Below are 20,561 nucleotides of genomic sequence, written 5' to 3' on the forward strand. Positions count from 1 at the left end.
TTCGCACGCACCACCCCTACTGATCTACGGATTTCGTAGCGACGGCCCCCAGAGAGGCACGGAAATGTCAGAGAAAGTGGAGCAGGGCACGGCGGGTGCACCTCAGGTGCAGCGCCTCAAAGCGAACTCGGTCGGGCTCGTCGGCGTGGTCTTCATGGCCGTCGCCACGGCCGCCCCGATCACCGCCATGACCGGCAACCTGCCCATCGCGGTCGGCTTCGGCAACGGCACCGGCGCGCCCGCCGGCTACCTCTTCGCGACGCTCGTCCTGACCGTCTTCTCCGTCGGCTACGTCGCGATGGCCAAGCGCATCACGGCGGCCGGCGCCTTCTACGGCTACATCTCGCACGGCCTCGGCCGCATCGCGGGACTCGCCTCCGGCCTGCTCGCCGTCCTCGCCTACGTCGTCTTCGAGGCGTCCATCGTCGGCGTCTTCTCCTACTTCGCGCAGACCACGGTCCACGACCAGCTCGGCCGGGACATCCCCTGGGTCGTCTACGCGGCGCTGATGCTCACCGTCACCGCGGTCCTCTCCTACTTCGACATCAACCTCACCGCGAAGGCGCTCGGCGTCATGCTGATCGCCGAGATAGCGGTGCTGTTCGCGGTGGCGACGGCGGTCCTGATCCACGGCGGCGGCCCGGACGGCATCCCCGTGGAACCCATCAACCCGAAGAACGCCTTCACGGGCACGTCCGCCGGCCTCGGCCTCTTCTTCGCGTTCTGGTCCTGGGTCGGATTCGAGTCGACGGCCATGTACGGGGAGGAGTCCCGCGACCCCAAGCGCGTCATCCCGCGCGCCACACTGATCTCGGTGGTCGGCGTCGGCCTCTTCTACATCTACGTCTCCTGGATGACGATCGCGGGCAACGGCCTCGCCGGCTCGGTGAAGGTCTCCTCCGGCACCAGCCCGCTGGACCTCTTCTTCGACCCGGCGCACACGTTCATCGGCGCCTGGGCGGTCGACGCCTTCCAATGGCTGCTGATCACGGGGTCGTTCGCGTGCGGCATGGCCTTCCACCAGTGCGCGTCCCGCTACCTCTACGCGATCGGCCGCGAGGGCTTCCTCTCCCCGGCGCTCGGCCGCACGCACCCGCGGCACGGCTCCCCGTACATCGCGTCCTTCGCCCAGTCGGCGATCGCGGTCGCCATCGTGGCCGCGTTCTGGCTCACCGGCCAGGACCCGTACATCCACCTGTACACGCTGCTCGCGATCCTCGGCACGATGGCGATCCTCATCGTCCAGACCCTGTGCTCGTTCGCGGTCATCGGCTACTTCCGCCACCACCACCCCGAGGACCGGCACTGGTTCAGGACCCTGGTCGCCCCGCTCCTCGGCGGCATCGGCATGATCGCCGTGGTCGTCCTGCTGGTCCTGAACATGGACACGGCCGCGGGCACGGCCGCCGACTCCCTCTTCTTCAAGGCGATCCCGTGGACCGTGGGCCTCGTCTTCTTCGGCGGCCTGGCCCTCGGCCTGTACGTCAAACGCCGCCACCCGCACCGCTACGAGGTCATCGGCCGGATCGTGCTGGAGGACTCGGCGGAGCGCACGGAGGCCCAGCAGGAGGTCGTCGCCCGGGCGGGGTGAGTGCCGGACGGAGCCGAGCCGCCGGCCCGGGATCTCCACGTTCCAACTCGGCCAGGAACAGCCCGCGGGCCACCGCGAGGGCCCGCCGCAACTCGTCCTCGGTCAGCGACCGTACGAGCGTCGCCTCCAGCGGGCCGGTGATCGCGTCGGGCAGCAGATGCGCGCCCTTGGTGTACGCGGTGGGCAGGCCGAGCCGGAGGCAGGCCAGCGTGATCAGGTGCTCGCGCAGGGCGCCGATCCAGTGCTCGGCCTGCCACCACCGCCCGCGCTCGACACAGACCCGGGCGTGCAGGGCATGGTGCCAGCCGAGCCCGGCCAGTACGTTCGGATCGGGCTCCGCGAACGGCGGCAGGTCGGCGGCCGTGCCGAAGACGGTGCGCCACTGCGGCCCGCGCGGACCGAACTGAGACTCCGGGGCGAAGGTGAGGTCCACCTCCAGCGGTCCGGGCAGCAGGAAGACCCGGACGGTGGCGCCCAGATCCCAGTGGTGCAGGGCGCCGAACTCCTCGTACAGCCACAGAGTCCAGCGCTCCCTGACGTCCGGGAGAGCCGCTTCCCGTACCCCGAGCACCAGGTCGATGTCGGACCAGCGGTCGTCCGCGCCCGTGGCCCCCGACCCCGTGAGCGCGGCCCCGGTGACCGCGCCGTCGGATTCGGCGCGGTCGAGCAGGAGCCGCAGGACGGCACCGCGGCGGGCAGCCTCCATCAGCCCCCGTACGCCCCCGAAGAGGTCAGCCGCAGGGCCGTGTCGATCAAGGGGACGTGGCTGAACGCCTGCGGGAAGTTGCCCACCTGGCGCTGCAACCGCGGGTCCCACTCCTCGGCGAGCAGCCCGAGGTCGTTGCGCAGCGCCAGCAGCTTCTCGAAGAGCTTGCGGGCCTCGTCGACCCGGCCGATCATCGCGAGGTCGTCCGCCATCCAGAACGAGCAGGCGAGGAACGCCCCTTCGTCACCGGGGAGGCCGTCCACGCCGGCGTTGTCGCCGTCGGTCGGGTAGCGCAGGATGAAGCCGTCCGAGGTCGACAGTTCCCGCTGGATCGCCTCGATGGTCCCGATGACGCGCTTGTCGTCCGGCGGCAGGAACCCCATCTGGGGGATCAGCAGCAGCGAGGCGTCCAGCTCCTTGCTGCCGTACGACTGCGTGAAGGTGTTGCGTTCCTTGTCGTATCCCCGCTCGCACACGTCCCGGTGGATGTCGTCGCGCAGCTCGCGCCACTTCTCCAACGGACCGTCCGCGTCGCCCGACTCGATGAGCTTGATGGTCCGGTCGACCGCGACCCACGCCATGACCTTCGAGTGCACGAAGTGCCGGCGCGGACCGCGCACCTCCCAGATGCCCTCGTCCGGCTCGTCCCAGTGGCCCTCGAGGTAGCGGATGAGCTTGAGCTGGAGCAGCGACGCGTAGTCGTTCCGCGCGAGGCCGGTCATGTGCGCCAGGTGCAGGGCCTCCGTCACCTCGCCGTACACGTCGAGCTGAAGCTGGTGCGCCGCGCCGTTCCCTACCCGGACCGGGGCCGAATTCTCGTACCCCGGAAGCCAGTCGAGCTCGGCCTCGCCCAACTCCCGCTCACCCGCGATGCCGTACATGATCTGCAGGTTCTCCGGGTCTCCCGCCACGGCCCGCAGCAGCCACTCGCGCCAGGCCCGCGCCTCTTCCCGGTACCCGGTGCGCAGCAGCGACGACAGGGTGATGGCCGCGTCCCGCAGCCAGGTGTAGCGGTAGTCCCAGTTCCGTACGCCGCCGATCTCCTCCGGCAGCGAGGTGGTGGGCGCCGCCACGATGCCGCCGGTCGGCGCGTACGTCAGCGCCTTCAGCGTGATCAGGGAGCGGACCACGGCCTCCCGGTAGGGCCCGTGGTACGTACAGTGCTCCACCCACTCCCGCCAGAACTGCTCCGTCGCCACCAGGGACCCCTCGGGATCCGGCAGGGGCGGCTGCTCCTTGTGCGAGGGCTGCCACTGGATGGTGAAGGCGATGCGGTCACCGGGGGCCACGGTGAAGTCCGAGTACGTCGTCAGGTTCTTGCCGTACGTCTCGGCGTCGGAATCCAGCCAGACCGAGTCCGGCCCGGCCACCGCGACGGTACGTCCGTCCACCTTGTGGACCCACGGGGTGATCCGCCCGTACGAGAAGCGCATCCGCAGCACCGAGCGCATCGGGACGCGCCCGCTGACGCCCTCCACGATCCGGGTCAGCTGGGGTGCGCCGTCGCGCGGCGGCATGAAGTCCGTGACCCGGACCGTGCCGCGCGGCGTCTCCCACTCCGACTCGAGGATGAGCGAGTCACCGCGGTACGTGCGCCGCGTCGCCGCCGGTGGTTCGGCGTCGGCCGCATGCGCGGGCCCCAGGCGCCAGAACCCATGGTCCTCGGTGCCGAGCAGCCCGGCGAAAATGGCATGCGAGTCGAAGCGGGGCAGGCACAGCCAGTCCACTGTGCCGTCCCGGCAGACCAGTGCGGCGGTCTGCATGTCCCCGATGAGTGCGTAATCCTCGATGCGCCCGGCCACGTGCATCTCCAGTCGAACGGCCACGTACACCCCTGCGGTGCGACAGTGCTGCGAGGGGCATGCGCTCTGCGGTCTTCACGGTCAACTAACAATCGTCAACAACGTCAAGCGATGGTCAACGAAACGCCTTGATACGTCGTCCTGATACGTCGTTGTCAAACGAACTGACGAGCCGGTTGTTCCGGTGGAGGCACCGGCGAACGGACTTCGTGTTCCGGTGAACGGTCGCGAACGGACGGGGGTGTTGCCGTTGTGGTGCCGTTTTCCTGGGTGACTCGCCAGCCGAGTGTCCGAGCAGGATACGACGCGCTCAAGTGATCTGCGTGCCGCTCACGACAACGCGTCTGGGCCGAACGGGTGAGCAGGGGGTGATGGCGGAATGCTTCCGTCCACCCCTGTGGCGACGCGTGTGCGGAGCGTGGCCGGAAGCAGCCTCCCCGATGCGCTGATACCCTGGTAGCCCGTGAGCCGGTGGTCCTAGAACCCCCGAACCGCAGCGACGGCGCCTCCCCGGAAAGACCCGCAAGGACTCTGGAGAGCACGCCGGTACGCACCCCAGACCGCGACCACGGGAGCCCCCTCTTGGCCATGACGCCCAAATCCACGACGACCAAGCACATCTTCGTCACCGGGGGTGTCGCCTCCTCCCTCGGCAAGGGCCTCACCGCCTCCAGCCTCGGGATGCTGCTCAAGGCACGGGGCCTCCGGGTCGTCATGCAGAAGCTCGACCCGTACCTGAACGTCGACCCCGGCACGATGAACCCCTTCCAGCACGGTGAGGTGTTCGTCACGAACGACGGCGCCGAGACCGACCTGGACATCGGCCACTACGAGCGTTTCCTCGACGTCGACCTCGACGGCTCGGCCAACGTCACGACCGGCCAGGTCTACTCGCAGGTCATCGCCAAGGAGCGGCGCGGCGAGTACCTCGGCGACACCGTCCAGGTCATCCCGCACATCACGAACGAGATCAAGCACCGCATCCGCCGTATGGCGACGGACGAGGTGGACGTTGTCATCACCGAGGTCGGCGGCACCGTCGGCGACATCGAGTCCCTGCCGTTCCTGGAGACCGTCCGCCAGGTCCGCCACGAGGTCGGCCGCGACAACGTGTTCGTGGTCCACATCTCTCTGCTGCCCTACATCGGCCCCTCCGGCGAGCTGAAGACCAAGCCCACCCAGCACTCCGTTGCCGCCCTGCGCAACATCGGCATTCAGCCGGACGCCATCGTGCTGCGCTGCGACCGCGAGGTCCCGACCGCCATCAAGCGCAAGATCAGCCTGATGTGCGACGTGGACGAGGACGCCGTCGTGGCCTGCCCCGACGCGCGCTCGATCTACGACATCCCGAAGGTCGTGCACAGCGAGGGCCTGGACGCGTATGTCGTCCGCAAGCTGGACCTGCCGTTCCGCGACGTGGACTGGACGACCTGGGACGACCTGCTCGACCGCGTCCACAACCCCGACCACGAGATCGTCATGGCCCTGGTCGGCAAGTACATCGACCTGCCCGACGCCTACCTGTCGGTGACCGAGGCGCTGCGCGCCGGCGGCTTCGCCAACAAGGCCCGCGTCAAGATCAAGTGGGTCACGTCGGACGACTGCAAGACGCCGGCCGGCGCCAAGAAGCAGCTCGGCGACGCCGACGCGATCTGCATCCCCGGCGGCTTCGGCGACCGCGGTGTGTCCGGCAAGGTCGGCGCGATCCAGTTCGCCCGTGAGAACAAGATCCCGCTGCTCGGCCTCTGCCTGGGCCTGCAGTGCACGGTGATCGAGGCCGCGCGGAACCTGGCCGGCATCCCGGACGCCAACTCCACCGAGTTCGACGCCGGCACCGCCCACCCGGTCATCTCCACCATGGCCGAGCAGCTCGACATCGTCGCCGGTGAGGGCGACATGGGCGGCACCATGCGCCTGGGCATGTACCCGGCCAAGCTCGGCGAGGGCTCCATCGTGCGCGAGGTGTACGACGGCAAGGAGTACGTCGAGGAGCGCCACCGTCACCGCTACGAGGTGAACAACGCGTACCGCGCCGAGCTCGAGAAGAAGGCCGGTCTGCAGTTCTCCGGCCTCTCCCCGGACGGCAAGCTCGTCGAGTACGTCGAGTACCCGCGCGAGATCCACCCGTACCTGGTCGCCACCCAGGCCCACCCGGAGCTGCGCTCGCGCCCGACGCGTCCGCACCCGCTCTTCGCCGGTCTGGTGAAGGCCGCCGTCGAGCGCAAGGTCGCCGCAGCCGCGGCCCCTGCCGAGGGCAAGAAGGCCAAGTAAGGCTTGTAACACAAGCGATGTACGGTTACCGGGGTGCGTGCCAAATGCGGCACGTGCCCCGGTTTCTTTTGTGCTCAGCGCGCGCGTGGGAGGACGTCTCGACATGACGACGATCAAGGACACTGCCGAGGAGTGGGAGGTCCGGGCGACCGAGACCCCGTTCGTCGGGAACAAGACCTCGGTGCGTACGGACGACGTCGTCATGCCGGACGGTACGGTCGTGCGGCGCGACTACCAGGTGCACCCCGGTTCCGTGGCCGTGGTCGCCCTCGACGACCAGGGGCGGGTGCTGCTCCTGAAGCAGTACCGGCACCCCGTCGGCATGAAGCTCTGGGAGATCCCGGCCGGGCTCCTCGATATCCCCGGCGAGAACCCGCTGCACGCGGCGCAGCGGGAGCTGTACGAGGAGGCGCACGTCAAGGCCGAGGACTGGCGCGTGCTGACCGATGTGTACACGACGCCGGGCGGCTGCTCCGAGGCCGTGCGGATCTTTTTGGCCCGTGATCTGTCCGAGGCCGACGGTGAGCGGTTCGAGGTGGAGGACGAAGAGGCGGACATGGAGTTCGCGCGGGTGCCTCTCGCGGAGCTGGTGCGGGGTGTGCTCGCCGGTGAGCTGCACAACAACTGCCTCGTGGTCGGTGTGCTGTCGCTGAGCGCGGCGCTTGCCTCCGGCGGGGTCGAGGCGCTGCGTCCTGCCGAGGCGCCGTGGCCGGCTCGGCCGTTCGAGGCCTAGGCGCCGTTGCTGGTTGCCCTTTCGTTCGCGGGTGCGGCCCGGTGGGGCTTCTCGCGCGGTTCCCCGCGCCCCTGAAGCACGCGCTGCGCGCAGCTTCAGGGGCGCGACCGCGACACACGAATGCGGCCCCGGTCAGACCATCCGCTGATCCGATCGGGGGACCTGGCCGCGCTGCTCGCCCAGGGGGGACGTACCCCCTGAACTAGGCTCGGGATCGCCCCTGCCGACCCCCGGAGGGGATCGGTGAGACGGAGCGTGGCCCGTGACGAATCAGGCGGTCGAGGAGTCCTCGGGGCGGACCCGCAAGCGGCGCCGCACCCGCCGTGGCCAGGAAATGACAGCCACTCAGTTTCTCGGGCGCAGGCGCGAGTTGAAGGACCTGCGCGCCGACATCGAGCGCGCGGGACTCGACACCCTGTCGGGGAAGAAGGCGCCCAGGGCCAGAGTGCTGCTCATCGCGGGCCGCCCCGGCACCGGCCGCACCGCACTCGCCGAGGAACTGCTCGACCAGGTCGCCGACCAGTACCCGGACGGGGTGCTGCGGGCCCGACTCACCGCGCCCGACCGGACCCCGGTGCCGACCGAACGCGTCGCCCGTGACCTGCTGAACGACCTCGAACTGCCCGCACCGCCGGGCGAGTCGGCCGACGATCTCGCGGAGCGGCTGCGCGAAGGGCTCTCCGTGCGCCGGGTCGTGCTGCTGCTCGACGACGCCAAGAGCGCCGAGCAGGTGGACGAGCTGCTGCCGCAGACCCCGGACTGCCTGGTCGTCGCCGTCGCCGAGGGCCCGCTGACCGGCATCCCGGACGTACGGCCCTGCACGCTCGGCGGGCTCGACACCAAGTCCGCGGTCGAGCTGCTGACCCGGCACACCGGGTCGGTCCGCATCACCTGCGATCCACGTTCCGCCGAGTCGCTGGTGGAGGAGTGCGGCGCCGAACCCGCCGCACTGGAGATCGCGGGCGGCTGGCTCGCCGTACGGCCCAAGGAGTCGGTGGCCGATCTGGCCAAGCAGCTGCACGCCCTGGAGCGGGAGGGGCCCGCCCTCGCCCGGGTCTTCCAGCACGCCTACGCGTCCTTGCCGGCACCGGCCGCCCGGATACTGCGATACCTGAGCCTCGCCCCCGAGGGGTACGTCGACCCGCACACCGCCTCCGCGCTCGCGGGCTGCTCCGTCTCCGCCGCCCGCACCACCCTCGACGACTTCGTGACGCTCGGGCTCGTGCGGGGCGTCGACTCGGAGCTGCCGCAGTACGAGGTGCCGGGCTGTCTGACGCCGCTGCTGCGCGGGCTCACCGAGACCCTGGACCGGCCCGCCGAGGTGCAGCTGGCCCGCGCCCGCATGCTGGAGCGGACCGTGCGGCTGCTCACGTCCTGCCGCGCGGTCACCGAGCCGGACGGCTCCCCGGCCCGCAAGAAGCTCGCGGGGCTGCCCAGCGCCCTGCGGTTCGCGGACCCGGAGGCGGCCGCGGAGTGGCTGGGCGTACGGCAGCCCGCGCTGCTCGCCGCGGCCCGGCTGGCCGTGGCGGACGGGGAGTTGGACACCCTGGCGCGGCGGTTGATGGCCGCTCTGGTGCGCGCGCTCGTCGCTCATCGCGGGCCCGAGGACGCCGCCGCCGAGCTCTACGGCATCCACCGGCTCGTCCTCGACGTCGCCGAGCGGCGCGACCTGCCGCGCGAGAAGGCCGCCGCGCTGCTCAATCTCGCCGATCTGGACGCGCGTACCGGACGGACGCACGACGCTCTCGCCCGCTACCGGGCCGCGCTGGACGCCGGACGGGCGGCCGGTGACCCGTATGCGACCGGTCGCGCGATGGAATCCGTAGGCGGCGCCTACCAGGAGCTGGGGGACTGGCAGCGGGCCGTCGACTGGTACGGCCGCGCCCTCGCCCAGCGGCTCACCCGGGGCGAGCGGGCGGACGTCGCGCGCCTCCATGGACGTATCGCCACGGCGCACACGTACGCGGGCCGCTACGGCGACGCGCTGCGCGGCTGGCGCTCCGCCGTCGCCGGGTACCGCAAGGAGGGCGATGTCCCGGCGCAGGCAAGGGCGTTGAGTGAGCTGGCACGGGTGCAGGAGTACGCCGGACGGCCCGAGGACTCGCTGTACACCTGTCAGGAGGCCGTCGAGTGGGCGCGTCAGGCCAAGGACGTACGGCTGCAGGCGGCGCTCCAGCTGCGGCTCGCGGACACCCTGGAGCGGCTCGGCGACCCCGCCGCGGCCAAGCTGCACAGGGGTGCCGCCGAGCGCATGCTGGGAGAGGAGATGCCTGGTGGCGGCTCTGGCGGGCCCGCGGAAGCAAAACCTTCGGAACAAGCCGCTAACACCTGCGAAATCCGTAGTGCATCCGCAGAAGATTGATGCATCGAAAGGCTAGACAGCAAGAAAACCTTCATTAGACTGGCTCCGCCGCGTCCTTCCGTGGCGTCTCCCGGTGCGCCTGTCTGCGCACTGGTATGTAGTGCATTGCCCGAGATATCCCCTGAGCCAAGGACCGTGATCGACGATGAAGGTCGGCATCCCCCGCGAGGTCAAGAACAACGAGTTCCGGGTGGCCATCACCCCCGCCGGTGTGCACGAGCTCGTGCGCCACGGCCACCAGGTCTTCGTCGAGCAGAACGCCGGCGTGGGTTCGTCGATCACGGACGCCGAGTACGTCTCCGCCGGTGCGCAGATCCTCGGCACCGCCGACGAGGTCTGGGCCACCGCCGACCTGCTCCTGAAGGTCAAGGAGCCGATCGCCGAGGAGTACCACCGCCTCCGCAAGGACCAGACGCTCTTCACCTACCTGCACCTCGCGGCCTCCAAGGAGTGCACCGACGCGCTCCTGGAGTCGGGCACGACCGCCATCGCGTACGAGACGGTCGAGACCGCGAACCGCGCGCTGCCGCTGCTCGCCCCGATGTCCGAGGTCGCGGGCCGGCTCGCCCCGCAGGTCGGCGCCTACCAGCTGATGGCCGCCAACGGCGGCCGCGGCGTGCTGCCGGGCGGTGTCCCGGGCGTGGCCGCCGGCAAGGCCGTCGTCATCGGCGGCGGCGTCTCCGGCTGGAACGCCGCGCAGATCGCCATCGGCATGGGCTTCCACGTGACCCTGCTCGACAAGGACATCAACAAGCTCAAGGAAGCCGACAAGATCTTCGGCACGAAGATCCAGACCGTCGTCTCCAACGCCTTCGAGCTCGAGAAGGCGTGCCTCGACGCCGACCTCGTCATCGGTGCCGTCCTGATCCCCGGCGCCAAGGCTCCGAAGCTGGTCACCAACGAGCTCGTGTCGCGCATGAAGCCCGGAAGTGTCCTTGTCGACATCGCGATCGACCAGGGCGGCTGCTTCGAGGACTCGCACCCGACCACGCACGCCGAGCCGACCTTCCCGGTCCACAACTCGGTCTTCTACTGCGTCGCCAACATGCCCGGCGCCGTGCCCAACACGTCGACGTACGCGCTGACCAACGCGACGCTGCCGTACATCGTCGAACTCGCCAACCGCGGCTGGGTCGAGGCCCTGCGCCGCGACCCGGCGCTCGCCCTGGGTCTCAACACCCATGACGGCAAGGTCGTTTACAAGGAAGTCGCCGAGGCGCACGGCCTGGAGCACCTCGAGCTGGAGACCCTGCTCGGCTGACGCCAAGTCGACTTCGTCAACGAAAGTCGTCAATCTCACGCCTGCGGCCGGACCTTGTGAGGGGTCCGGCCGTACGTGTATTCGCGTGGCATGGGTCCGGACATGGTCAACTCGCCTTGAACGTAACCCTTTAACCGATTCGCGCCCCCGCGAAACCAGCCGAAGAACCGCCGCACGCCCTTGACATGAGGGTGTTCCTTTGTCGCTGAAGTGCCGACACAACGTGCCGGGTCCGGCGGATTGTGTTGCTGCGGAGTGGTGACACGCCATAGAGTCGCCAACCGTCGGCATGGTGCCACGCTGACCTATCGATAAATGTTCCTGGTCACATCCAAGGAGGTAAGACGACTTGTGAATGAGTCGACATTTACTCCCGGAGGTGGCCAGCCAGGCGGACAAGGACCCGCGGGGCTTCAAGCTGTCGGCTCCGTCGCTGTACGTACCTTCGCGGCCCGCCAGAGCGGCTACCAGGGCACCTCCCGGAGCCCCCAGCAGACGCCGACGCAGACAGCACACCAGAGCATGGATGGCCATCACGTGAACGCCATGGCCGGCGACCGAAGCGGCGACACACACAGCCACTTCGCCGACTACGACGAACTGTCCCCCGAGGGACACTTCTACGACCCAGACGCCGAGTACGAGCCCGACCCCGAGTACGCGGCCACGCTCGCCCCCGACGCTGCACGGCAGCGCCGCGAGCGCGTCGGTCCGACCGGACGTCCGCTCCCGTACTTCCCGATCCCAGGACCGCTGACCGACCACGGTCCGGCGAAGATCATCGCGATGTGCAACCAGAAGGGCGGCGTCGGCAAGACGACGTCGACCATCAACCTGGGTGCCGCGCTCGCCGAATACGGTCGCCGGGTCCTGCTCGTCGACTTCGACCCGCAGGGTGCCCTGTCGGTCGGACTCGGCGTGAACCCCATGGAACTCGACCTCACGGTCTACAACCTGCTCATGGAGCGGGGGATGTCCGCGGACGAGGTGCTGCTGAAGACGGCTGTTCCGAACATGGACCTGCTGCCCAGCAACATCGACCTCTCCGCTGCCGAAGTGCAGTTGGTGAGCGAGGTCGCGCGCGAGTCCACGCTGCAGCGGGCGCTCAAGCCGCTGATGGACGACTACGACTACATCGTCATCGACTGTCAGCCCTCGCTCGGTCTGCTGACCGTGAACGCCCTGACGGCCGCTCACAAGGTCATCGTCCCGCTGGAGTGCGAGTTCTTCGCGCTGCGTGGTGTGGCCCTGCTGACCGAGACCATCGAGAAGGTCCAGGAGCGGCTCAACCCGGAGCTGGAGCTCGACGGCATCCTCGCCACGATGTACGACTCGCGCACGGTGCACAGCCGTGAGGTGCTCGCGCGCGTGGTCGAGGCGTTCGACGATCACGTCTACCACACGGTGATCGGCCGGACCGTCCGCTTCCCGGAGACCACGGTCGCGGGCGAGCCGATCACCACGTACGCGTCCAACTCCGTGGGTGCCGCCGCCTATCGCCAGCTCGCCAGGGAGGTGCTCGCCCGGTGTCACGCCGAGTGAGTCTGCCGGGGGCCGACGAACTGTTCCGCACGACCGGGGGAATGGCACTGCAGGCGTCGTCGCCCAGGCGCGCGGCGAACGGTGAGGCACGGGTCCCCGGGCCCGCGGGTGAGAGCGACGAGGCGGCCGCCGTGTCGTCCGCCGCCGTCACGACCGAGGAGGGCGAGGGCGAGGCCCCGTCGGCCGAACACGCCGCCGCGGACGCGGAGTCGGACTCCGGGTCGCGCGGCCGGGCCGCCGCCACGGAGGCGGCCGAGAAGACCGCGCGGCGCTCTTCGAGTGGTGCGCAGGAAGGTTCTGGCAGCGGTGGTGGCCGTGGCACGGCTCCCGCGCGCCGGCGTGCCCGCGCCGCCAACCGGCGGCCCAGCGGGCGTGAGCGGCACGACGAGAAGATCACCGTGTACGTCTCCGCCGAGGAGCTGATGGACCTGGAGCACGCGCGTCTGGTGCTCCGCGGGGAGCACGGGCTCGCCGTGGACCGGGGGCGGATCGTGCGGGAGGCCGTCGCCGTGGTCCTGGCCGACCTGGAGTCGCGCGGCGACGCGAGCATTCTCGTTCGCAGGCTGCGCGGGCGGTAGCCTCCGGCATTGTGCCTGTGAACGATGCCTCCTCCCTTTCGCCTGACCGGGGCGGTCGTCGGCGTGTGCTGGGTCGCGGGGCGCTTGCCGCTCCGCCGGAGCCGGAGTCTTCCCCCGACCCCGATGAGCAGGCGCCCGGCGACGGGGGCCGCCTTGCCCACCCTGCCGCCCCAGGCGGCGGATTGCCCCAGGCGGTGGGGTCCGATGGCGACGCAGGCGGTGTTGGAGCCGGTGGTGGCGGATCGTTCGAAGCGGTGGGGTCCGATGGCGACGGGGCCGGTGACGGTGGACTGCCTGAGGCGGAGGCCGGGGGCGGTGAGCCCGTCGAGGAAGCCGATGACGGCAGGTTCAGGGTTCGGCTGGCCAACTTCGAAGGGCCCTTCGATCTGCTGCTGCAGCTGATCTCGAAGCACAAGCTCGATGTCACCGAGGTCGCGCTGTCCAAGGTCACCGATGAGTTCATGGCGTACATCCGCGCCATGGGGCCCGACTGGGACCTGGACCAGACGACCGAGTTCCTCGTCGTCGCCGCCACCCTGCTCGATCTGAAGGCCGCCCGGCTGTTGCCCGCCGCCGAGGTGGAGGACGAGGCCGATCTCGCGCTCCTGGAGGCGCGGGACCTGCTGTTCGCGCGGCTGCTGCAGTATCGCGCGTACAAGCAGATCGCCGACATCTTCAGCCGGCGGCTCGAGGACGAGGCGCGGCGGTATCCGCGGACCGTGGGACTCGAACCGCACTACGCCGAGCTGCTGCCCGACGTCGTCATCAGCATCGGCGCGGAGGGGTTCGCCAAGCTCGCGGTGAAGGCGATGCAGCCCAGGCCCAAGCCGCAGGTGTACATCGAGCACATCCACGCGCCGCTGGTCAGCGTGCAGGAACAGGCGGGTGTGGTCGTCGCGCGGCTGCGCGAGGTGGGCGAGGCCAGTTTCCGGGAGCTGATCGCCGACACGGAGGACACGCTCACCGTCGTCGCGCGGTTCCTCGCGCTGCTTGAGCTGTACCGCGAGAAGGCCGTCGCGCTGGATCAGGAGACCGCGCTGGGGGAGCTGCTCGTGCGGTGGACCGGCGGCGAGGGCGGGGGCGAGCCCGTGGTGACCGATGAGTTCGACCGGGCCCCCGAGCCCGTGACCGACGAGCCCGTCGCCGACCGATCCTTGGCCGACATACCCGTGGCCGATGGATCCGTGAGCACCGACGCCGACGCCGACGACAAGGAGAGAGCGCGATGAGCGTGCAGACCGAGAGCGAGGTCGCGGCGCTGGACCTCAAGCCCGCCCTCGAAGCCGTGCTCATGGTCGTCGACGAGCCGGCCACCGAGGAGCACCTCGCCAAGATCCTGCAGCGCCCCCGGCGGGCCGTCGCCGACGCTCTGCGCGAGCTGGCCGACGAGTACGCGGTGCAGGGGCGCGGCTTCGAGCTGCGGCTCGTGGCCGGCGGGTGGCGGTTCTACACGCGGCCCGAGTACGCCGCCGCCGTGGAGGGCTTCGTGCTCGACGGGCAGGTCGCCCGGTTGACGCAGGCCGCTCTGGAGACGCTCGCCGTGGTCGCGTACCGCCAGCCGGTCAGCCGTTCCCGGGTCTCCGCCGTGCGCGGAGTGAACTGTGACGGGGTCATGCGGACCCTGTTGCAGCGGGGGCTGGTGGAGGAGGCGGGCGCGGAACCCGAAACAGGTGCGATCCTGTACAGGACGACGAACTACTTTCTGGAGCGGATGGGCCTGCGCGGCCTGGACGAGCTGCCGGAACTCGCGCCCTTCCTCCCCGAGGCGGACGCGATCGAGGCGGACACGTTGGAAGGGGTTCCGTCGTTCGACCCGGACGCGCCCGATGCGCCGGGTGCCGAGTACACCGAGCACACAGCCGACTAACGGAAATTTGATGCGAAGCAGCAGCGGCAGGAACAGCAGCGGAAACAACGGCGGGAGCCGTGGTGGCAACAGCGGCGGCCGCGGCGGGAGTGGCGGCGGCCGCGGTAACTACCGCGGCGCCGGCAACAACCGCGATGACAGGCGTGACGACCGGCGTGACGACCGGCGTGACGACCGGCGTGACGACCGGCGTGACGACAAGCCGGCCGGCAGCCGCCCGAAGAAGCCGCGTCCGGAGGAGCGGCGTTACGACGTGGGCCCCGGCGGCACGCAGGACGGCCCCAAGTCGGGCCGTGGCGCCTCGGCGCGTGGCGGTGCCAAGGGCGGCCCCAAGCGCGGGCAGCAGTCCGCGCCTGGCCGTGGGCGCTGGGTCCCGGCGACCTCGCGCGAGTACGAGGCGCGGGCCGAGGAGCGCAACCGCGAGCGGTATGCGGGCAAGCCGAAGGTGAACCTCCCCAAGACCTTCCCCGGCGCCGAGCAGGAGGGCGAGCGGCTGCAGAAGGTGCTGGCCCGGGCCGGTTACGGCTCGCGCCGTGCGTGCGAGGAGCTGGTCGACGAGGCCCGTGTCGAGGTCAACGGCGAGATCGTGCTCGAGCAGGGCCTGCGCGTCGACACGGAGAAGGACGTCATCAAGGTCGACGGTCTGACCGTGGCCACGCAGTCGTACCAGTTCTTCGTCCTGAACAAGCCGGCCGGTGTCGTCTCCACCATGGAGGACAACGAGGGCCGGCAGTGCCTCGGGGACTACACGAACAACCGTGAGACGCGGCTGTTCCACGTGGGCCGGCTCGACACCGAGACCGAGGGCGTCATCCTGCTCACCAACCACGGCGAGCTGGCGCACCGCCTCACGCACCCCAAGTACGGCGTGAAGAAGGTCTACCTCGCGCACATCGTGGGTCCGATCCCGCGTGACCTGGGCAAGCAGCTCAAGGACGGCATCCAGTTGGAGGACGGGTACGCGAAGGCGGACCACTTCCGCGTCGTCGAGCAGACCGGCAAGAACTACCTGGTCGAGGTGACCCTGCACGAGGGCCGCAAGCACATCGTGCGGCGGATGCTGGCCGAGGCCGGGTTCCCGGTCGACAAGCTGGTGCGGGTGGCCTTCGGGCCGATCACGCTCGGCGACCAGAAGTCCGGCTGGCTGCGACGCCTGTCGAACACCGAGGTCGGCATGCTGATGAAGGAAGTCGACCTCTAGGCCGGTAGCTCAGGAGATCCCGGGCCGGTGGGCCCGGAGATCCGCTGAATCGCTTGTCGTGTGCGGCCCCCTCCCTTTAGAGTCGGTGAGACCAATAAGGGAGGGGGCTGTCGCATGTCCGTGCAGGGCTACGACAAGTACGCCTACGAACCGTTCGCCGTCACCGTCGATCTCGCCGTCTTCACGCTGAGGTCCGGACGGCTGCACATCCTGCTCGTCGAGCGCGGCCAGGAGCCGTACGCGGGGCGCTGGGCGCTGCCCGGCGGGTTCCTGGAGCCCGACGAGGCCGCCGAGGACGCGGCGCGGCGCGAGCTCGCCGAGGAGACCGGCCTGGACGACGTCGCCGGGCTGCACCTGGAGCAGCTGCGCACCTACAGCGAGCCGGACCGCGACCCCCGGATGCGGGTCGTCTCCGTCGCCTTCGCCGCGCTCGTGCCGGACGCGCCGCAGGCCCGGGGCGGGGGAGACGCGGCGCGCGCCGCCTGGCTGCCGTACGAGGAGGGGGCCGGCGGCGCGTACGGGCCGCTCGCCTTCGACCACGACCGGATCCTCGCCGACGCCCACGAGCGGATCGGCGGCAAGCTGGAGTACACCTGCCTGGCCACCGCGTTCTGCCCGCCCGAGTTCACGCTCGGCGAGCTGCGGCAGGTCTACGAGGTGGTGTGGGGGACCGAGCTCGACCCTGCGAACTTCCGGCGCAAGGTGCTCGCCACCCCCGGGTTCGTCGAGCAGATCCCCGGCGCCTCGCGCCTCACCGGCGGCCGCGGCAAGCCCGCAGCGCTCTACCGGGCCGGTGGCGCCGGAACGCTCCATCCGCCGTTGCTGCGGCCTTCGCCGGAGCCCGTGCCCGACGCGAAGAAGGGTGTCTCCTCATGATCAAGCGTGCCGCGACCGGATCCCTGCTCGGCCTCGCCCTCGGGGACGCGCTCGGGTTCCCGACCGAGTTCAACGACGTACCGGCGATCCTGGCGAAGTGCGGGCCGTGGCGGGAGATGGAGCTGCCCGGTCCCGTCGCCTGGATCACCGACGACACACAGATGGCGCTGGCCGTGGCGCGGGCCGGGACTCCCGGTTCCCCGGCGCGGTACGCCGACGAGCTGCGGCGCGAGTTCATCGCCTGGAACCGGTCGCCCGACAACAACCGCGCGCCCGGCAACACCTGCCTGCGCGCCTGCGAGCTTCTGGAGGACCCGCGCCGCGACTGGCGCGACGCCAGCCAGATCCACTCCAAGGGGTGCGGCGCCAACATGCGGGTCTCGCCGCTCGGGCTCCTGCCGGGGCTCGACGACGAGCAGCGGGCCGGGGCCGCCCAGCTGCAGGCCGCGCTGACGCACGGGCATCCGACCGGTCTCGCCGCGAGCGACCTGACCGCGCGCGCCGTGCACCTGCTCGCACAGGGGGTCGAGCCCACCGGGCTCGTGGGGCGGCTGCGGTCGTACGCGCTCGAGAACCGCACCCGGTACCACGAGCGCTGGCTCGGGGATCTGTGGCGGCGCTCGCAGGATCCGGGGCCCGAACACTTCATCGCGCGCGGGTGGGACGACTGCCTCGGCGTGCTGGAGCGGCTGGAGGCGGCGCTGCGCGACGCCAACCCCGAGGTCGATCCGTGCCTCGCCACCGGGGCGGGGTGGGTCGCCGAGGAAGCGTTCGCCACCGGGCTGTCGTGCTTCCTGATGTTCGTCGACGAGCCGGTGCTCGCGCTGCGGCGGGCCGCCTGCACGTCGGGGGACTCGGACTCGATCGCGGCGTTGGCCGGGGCGTTCGCCGGGGCTCATCTGGGCGGCGATGCCTGGCCCGAGGCGTGGGTCGAGCGGGTCGAGCACCGGGACGCGTTGGTCGGCCTCGGGGGCGGGTGGGACGCGGGGGTGTGACGGCGGACGGGGCGGGGGCCGGTTGAGCGCTCGCCCCGCGCCGGGATGCCACCTCGCGCGCCCACCCTGCCGCCCCCGGCGGCAGATGGCCCGAGGCGGGGGACACTCAACAGGCAGTCAGGGCCGACGTGCGGCGGGCGGTGATCAGGAAGGACTCGATCCGGTCCCGGTCCGGTTCCGCCGGGAGCGGGGTGTGGAGGAGCGCCTTCTCCGCCTCCTCCGCCAGCAGCGTCATCCGGCGGTCCACCTCCGGCCACGGCACCTCGCCGCGCTTCACCGCCAGCAGCGAGTCGCGGGCCTCGCCCACGTCGATCGTCAGCTCGCCCGTGCGGAGCAGGTCGCGGCAGGACATCAGCAGGCGCAGCAGGTGCATCGCGTGCTTCCAGCGCGGGGCGCCGTGGACACGGACGTCGGCCTCCAGCTTCTTGTGCTGGCCCGCCGCGTACCGGGTGAACGTCTCGTGCGCCTGCCGCGAGAGGAACGCCCCGCGCAGGGAGCGGAGTTCCTCGCCGAGCGGGGTGACGTGCTCGACCAGCGGGGAGTGGAGGCACTCCAGGATGTTGGGGTTGGCCCGCAGAGCCAGTGCGCAGAAGCGTTCCAGTTCCCACGAGAACTGTTCGTCGGCCGGGCCCTCGACGTGCGTCGGCGGCTTGGTGAAGCCCCAGAACAGCGGGGTCGGCGCCAGGTACACGCCGCGGCGGTCCGTGTCGCTCGTCTCCGTGGCCAGGCCGAAGGCGCGCGAGCCCATGACGCAGGCGTAGATCGTGTGGTCGCGCACCAGGGTTTCGGGCTGCATGCCCCGAGCGTAGGTGCCGGGTCAGGCGAGCGTGATCGAATTTCCGGTGACCTCGATCTGGCGCGGCTCCAGCGGGCGCGGCGCCGGACCGCCCACCACCGAGGCGTCCTCGATCTTGTACTTCGAGCCGTGGCAGGGACAGTTGATGGTGCCGCCCGCGACGGCGTTCACCGTGCAGCCCTGGTGGGTGCAGACCGCCGAGAACGCCTTGAAGTCGCCCTGCTTGGGCTGCGTGACCACGACCTTCTCGTCGGCGAAGATCTTGCCGCCGCCGACCGGGATGTCCGAGGTCTTCGCCAACTCGTCCGCCGCGGGCGGCGGGGGAGACGCCGCGCCCGATCCTGTGCCCGATGCCGTGCCCGCCGTCGACGGCGGGGCCCCGGACGACGCCGGCCGACTGGTGTCGTCGCCGCCCCCGCCCTCGTCGCCGTACTTGCTGCATCCGGCCGCGAGCGCCGCCGCGCCCGCGACGAGGACACTCCTGCGGGAGGCGGCGGCCCCACGGTTCCTGTCGTCGCTCCGGCTCATGCCGTCACCCCCACCGTCCGGAAGAACCACAGCGCCGACGTCAGCCACAGCAGCGTGAGGACGGCGAAGGCGAGGCCGCCGACCACCGGGAGCAGCCAGCCCGGCAGCCGTTCCGCCCTGAGCAGCAGCATCTTGGCGCTGAACGCCCCGAAGAAGAAGCAGCCCAGGAACGAGTGCCACATCACCCGGGTCGAGTACGACTGATAGCCGAGCGCGTAGAGGCAGTGCACCGCCACGGGGACGGCCACCAGGAACGCGATCCGGCCCGACCAGCGGTGCAGGGCCGGCGCCCAGGAAGGGCCGCGCAGCTTCCCGTAGACCATGAAGGCGGAGACGACCTGGACGAGCGCGAAGCCGAACGCCACCGTCGCCAGCCACGACTTCACCGCGCTCGTGCTGGAGAACCCGGCCAGGTTGAACGCCGTGCCCTCCGGGTCGTGGACCTTCCCGTACGCGCCGAGGGCCACGGCCACCGCGGCCGCCACGACCGCGGGCACCAGGTAGCGGGCCGGGCCGGGTCGGCGGTGGTCGGGGCTCGGGAAGCTCTGGGTGGGGGCGTTCGGGTCGGCGGTCATGCTGCGCCTCCAGCGGGGGTCAGCAGGGGTCAGGGGACGACGGGGCGCGCGGTCAGCTGCTCGCCGTCGACCGTGACGGCGCCGGACTCCGGGTCGATGGGCGGCGCCGTCGAGGGCTTGTCGTCGCGCTTGACGATGCCGACCTGGCGGCCGTCGGGCAGCACGATCCAGCCGCCGTCGACCTTCGCGCCGCGCACCTCGGTGGTGGCCCGGTACAGGCCGGACGGCTTCACGGCCTTCTTCGCCGTGAAGGCGGAGGGCCGGTCGCCGACCTCGACGGTGCCGCGGATCCGCTCGTCCTTGAGCGTGCCCTCCAGCTTCGCGCCGTGGCTGCCGCTGAGCTTCATGGAGCCGTCGTCCTCGACGTTCCCCTTCAGCCAGGACTCCTGGGTGCGGCCGTCGCAGTAGTACGCGATGGCCTTGTCGCCGTTCACGGAGACCGAGACGGCGGCCGCGTCGTCGGTGGTGCGGCCCGCGTAACTGGTCTTGCCGCGGGCCGACTGGGAGGGACTCGGGCTCGGCTGCTGCGACGGGCTCGCGCCGGTACCGGGACTGGTACTGGTACTGGCGCCGGTACTGGGGCTCACGGTGGACGGGGACGCGACGGGCGCGCCCTTGTACGGTGCGCCGGCCTCGCCCGTCGTCGCGTTCAGCGACAGCATGAACAGGCCGAGAACCAGACCGGCGAAAAGCGTGTAGAGGGGTCCTGAGCGCTTCATCTGCGAGCCTCCCCCGAGGCGCGGCGTGCGGCCGACTCTTCATGAGAGCGGATGCGTGGCGCCGCGTCCAGAGGACGACCGGCCCTCCTCCGGCCGAGTGGCGCCCTGGTGCGCTTCGGGTGACATTGAGGTGGTTCGCGTTTCCGAGCTTCGCGTAC

At 70.7% G+C, this 20,561-nt stretch carries 18 protein-coding genes; 12 read left to right on the plus strand and 6 right to left on the minus strand.

Annotated elements, in window-relative coordinates:
• The first annotated feature begins 64 nt into the window (after window positions 1-64).
• Complete coding sequence (locus tag B072_RS43885; RefSeq protein WP_051127274.1) at window positions 65-1,591, plus strand: APC family permease; 1,527 nt, start codon at window positions 65-67, stop codon at window positions 1,589-1,591.
• Here B072_RS43885 and B072_RS0123040 read toward each other — a convergent pair.
• Complete coding sequence (locus tag B072_RS0123040; protein WP_018532342.1) at window positions 1,515-2,297, minus strand: hypothetical protein; 783 nt, start codon at window positions 2,295-2,297, stop codon at window positions 1,515-1,517. The two genes, B072_RS43885 and B072_RS0123040, sit on opposite strands and share 77 nt — an antisense overlap.
• A complete protein-coding gene (locus tag B072_RS0123045) occupies window positions 2,297-4,099 on the minus strand; it encodes a glycoside hydrolase family 15 protein (protein WP_026246192.1) in 1,803 nt (600 codons plus the stop codon). The genes B072_RS0123040 and B072_RS0123045 overlap by 1 nt, the downstream gene beginning before the upstream one ends.
• A gap of 588 nt (window positions 4,100-4,687) precedes the next feature.
• On the opposite strand from B072_RS0123045, the gene B072_RS0123050 reads away from it, so the two are divergent.
• The 11 genes from B072_RS0123050 (at window position 4,688) to B072_RS0123100 (ending at window position 17,785) form a co-directional block, all read left to right on the plus strand.
• Entirely contained in the window at window positions 4,688-6,370 is a 1,683-nt protein-coding gene (locus B072_RS0123050; protein WP_018532344.1) for a CTP synthase, read from the plus strand.
• Between the two features lie 103 nt (window positions 6,371-6,473).
• Window positions 6,474-7,103 carry an NUDIX domain-containing protein gene (locus tag B072_RS0123055; protein WP_018532345.1) on the plus strand — a complete coding sequence of 210 codons (630 nt, stop codon included), beginning with the start codon at window positions 6,474-6,476 and terminating at the stop codon, window positions 7,101-7,103.
• A gap of 262 nt (window positions 7,104-7,365) precedes the next feature.
• Entirely contained in the window at window positions 7,366-9,465 is a 2,100-nt protein-coding gene (locus tag B072_RS0123060) for a tetratricopeptide repeat protein (RefSeq protein ID WP_078506551.1), read from the plus strand.
• 145 nt (window positions 9,466-9,610) lie between these two features.
• Window positions 9,611-10,726, plus strand: coding sequence for an alanine dehydrogenase (gene ald / locus B072_RS0123065; protein ID WP_018532347.1), 1,116 nt, complete (start codon window positions 9,611-9,613; stop codon window positions 10,724-10,726).
• A 351-nt stretch (window positions 10,727-11,077) separates the two neighbouring features.
• Window positions 11,078-12,268, plus strand: coding sequence for a ParA family protein (locus B072_RS0123070; protein WP_078506552.1), 1,191 nt, complete (start codon window positions 11,078-11,080; stop codon window positions 12,266-12,268).
• The gene (locus B072_RS0123075; RefSeq protein WP_078506553.1) at window positions 12,253-12,846 is read left to right on the plus strand and encodes a hypothetical protein; all 594 of its coding nucleotides are present in this window, start codon (window positions 12,253-12,255) and stop codon (window positions 12,844-12,846) included. Before B072_RS0123070 ends, B072_RS0123075 begins: the two co-directional genes overlap by 16 nt.
• A gap of 254 nt (window positions 12,847-13,100) precedes the next feature.
• A complete protein-coding gene (locus tag B072_RS0123080) occupies window positions 13,101-14,075 on the plus strand; it encodes a segregation/condensation protein A (protein WP_018532350.1) in 975 nt (324 codons plus the stop codon).
• Window positions 14,072-14,713, plus strand: coding sequence for an SMC-Scp complex subunit ScpB (scpB, locus tag B072_RS0123085; protein ID WP_018532351.1), 642 nt, complete (start codon window positions 14,072-14,074; stop codon window positions 14,711-14,713). The genes B072_RS0123080 and scpB overlap by 4 nt, the downstream gene beginning before the upstream one ends.
• A gap of 10 nt (window positions 14,714-14,723) precedes the next feature.
• Window positions 14,724-15,914: a pseudouridine synthase gene (locus B072_RS0123090; protein WP_018532352.1), complete on the plus strand. Its 1,191-nt coding sequence runs from the start codon at window positions 14,724-14,726 to the stop codon at window positions 15,912-15,914.
• Window positions 15,915-16,028: 114 nt separating this feature from the next.
• Window positions 16,029-16,790, plus strand: a complete 762-nt coding sequence (locus tag B072_RS0123095; protein ID WP_018532353.1) for an NUDIX hydrolase — start codon at window positions 16,029-16,031, stop codon at window positions 16,788-16,790.
• Window positions 16,787-17,785 (plus strand): ADP-ribosylglycohydrolase family protein, encoded by a 999-nt coding sequence (locus B072_RS0123100; RefSeq protein ID WP_018532354.1) that lies wholly within the window; start codon window positions 16,787-16,789, stop codon window positions 17,783-17,785. Before B072_RS0123095 ends, B072_RS0123100 begins: the two co-directional genes overlap by 4 nt.
• A gap of 106 nt (window positions 17,786-17,891) precedes the next feature.
• Here B072_RS0123100 and B072_RS0123105 read toward each other — a convergent pair whose 3' ends face one another.
• Genes B072_RS0123105 through B072_RS0123120 form a run of 4 tightly spaced genes read right to left on the minus strand, consistent with a single transcriptional unit; the run spans window position 17,892 to window position 20,403 of the window.
• Complete coding sequence (locus B072_RS0123105; RefSeq protein WP_018532355.1) at window positions 17,892-18,581, minus strand: DNA polymerase beta superfamily protein; 690 nt, start codon at window positions 18,579-18,581, stop codon at window positions 17,892-17,894.
• Between the two features lie 21 nt (window positions 18,582-18,602).
• On the minus strand, window positions 18,603-19,109 hold the full coding sequence (locus B072_RS0123110) for a Rieske (2Fe-2S) protein (protein ID WP_018532356.1): 507 nt from the start codon (window positions 19,107-19,109) through the stop codon (window positions 18,603-18,605).
• A complete protein-coding gene (locus B072_RS0123115; RefSeq protein ID WP_018532357.1) occupies window positions 19,106-19,684 on the minus strand; it encodes a DUF6529 family protein in 579 nt (192 codons plus the stop codon). The genes B072_RS0123110 and B072_RS0123115 overlap by 4 nt, the downstream gene beginning before the upstream one ends.
• Window positions 19,685-19,713: 29 nt before the next feature.
• On the minus strand, window positions 19,714-20,403 hold the full coding sequence (locus tag B072_RS0123120) for a hypothetical protein (RefSeq protein WP_018532358.1): 690 nt from the start codon (window positions 20,401-20,403) through the stop codon (window positions 19,714-19,716).
• Between the last annotated feature and the right edge of the window lie 158 nt (window positions 20,404-20,561).

The sequence above is a fragment of the Streptomyces sp. HmicA12 genome (assembly GCF_000373565.1).
Taxonomy (GTDB): domain Bacteria; phylum Actinomycetota; class Actinomycetes; order Streptomycetales; family Streptomycetaceae; genus Streptomyces.

Coding starts and splice junctions, on each gene's coding strand:
- B072_RS43885 (WP_051127274.1), top strand. CDS start 65: ATGTCAGAGAAAGTGGAGCAGGGCACGGCGGGTGCACCTCAGGTGCAG.
- B072_RS0123040 (WP_018532342.1), bottom strand. CDS start 2,297: ATGGAGGCTGCCCGCCGCGGTGCCGTCCTGCGGCTCCTGCTCGACCGC.
- B072_RS0123050 (WP_018532344.1), top strand. CDS start 4,688: ATGACGCCCAAATCCACGACGACCAAGCACATCTTCGTCACCGGGGGT.
- B072_RS0123055 (WP_018532345.1), top strand. CDS start 6,474: ATGACGACGATCAAGGACACTGCCGAGGAGTGGGAGGTCCGGGCGACC.
- ald (WP_018532347.1), top strand. CDS start 9,611: ATGAAGGTCGGCATCCCCCGCGAGGTCAAGAACAACGAGTTCCGGGTG.
- scpB (WP_018532351.1), top strand. CDS start 14,072: ATGAGCGTGCAGACCGAGAGCGAGGTCGCGGCGCTGGACCTCAAGCCC.
- B072_RS0123090 (WP_018532352.1), top strand. CDS start 14,724: ATGCGAAGCAGCAGCGGCAGGAACAGCAGCGGAAACAACGGCGGGAGC.
- B072_RS0123095 (WP_018532353.1), top strand. CDS start 16,029: ATGTCCGTGCAGGGCTACGACAAGTACGCCTACGAACCGTTCGCCGTC.
- B072_RS0123100 (WP_018532354.1), top strand. CDS start 16,787: ATGATCAAGCGTGCCGCGACCGGATCCCTGCTCGGCCTCGCCCTCGGG.
- B072_RS0123105 (WP_018532355.1), bottom strand. CDS start 18,581: ATGCAGCCCGAAACCCTGGTGCGCGACCACACGATCTACGCCTGCGTC.
- B072_RS0123110 (WP_018532356.1), bottom strand. CDS start 19,109: ATGAGCCGGAGCGACGACAGGAACCGTGGGGCCGCCGCCTCCCGCAGG.
- B072_RS0123115 (WP_018532357.1), bottom strand. CDS start 19,684: ATGACCGCCGACCCGAACGCCCCCACCCAGAGCTTCCCGAGCCCCGAC.
- B072_RS0123120 (WP_018532358.1), bottom strand. CDS start 20,403: ATGAAGCGCTCAGGACCCCTCTACACGCTTTTCGCCGGTCTGGTTCTC.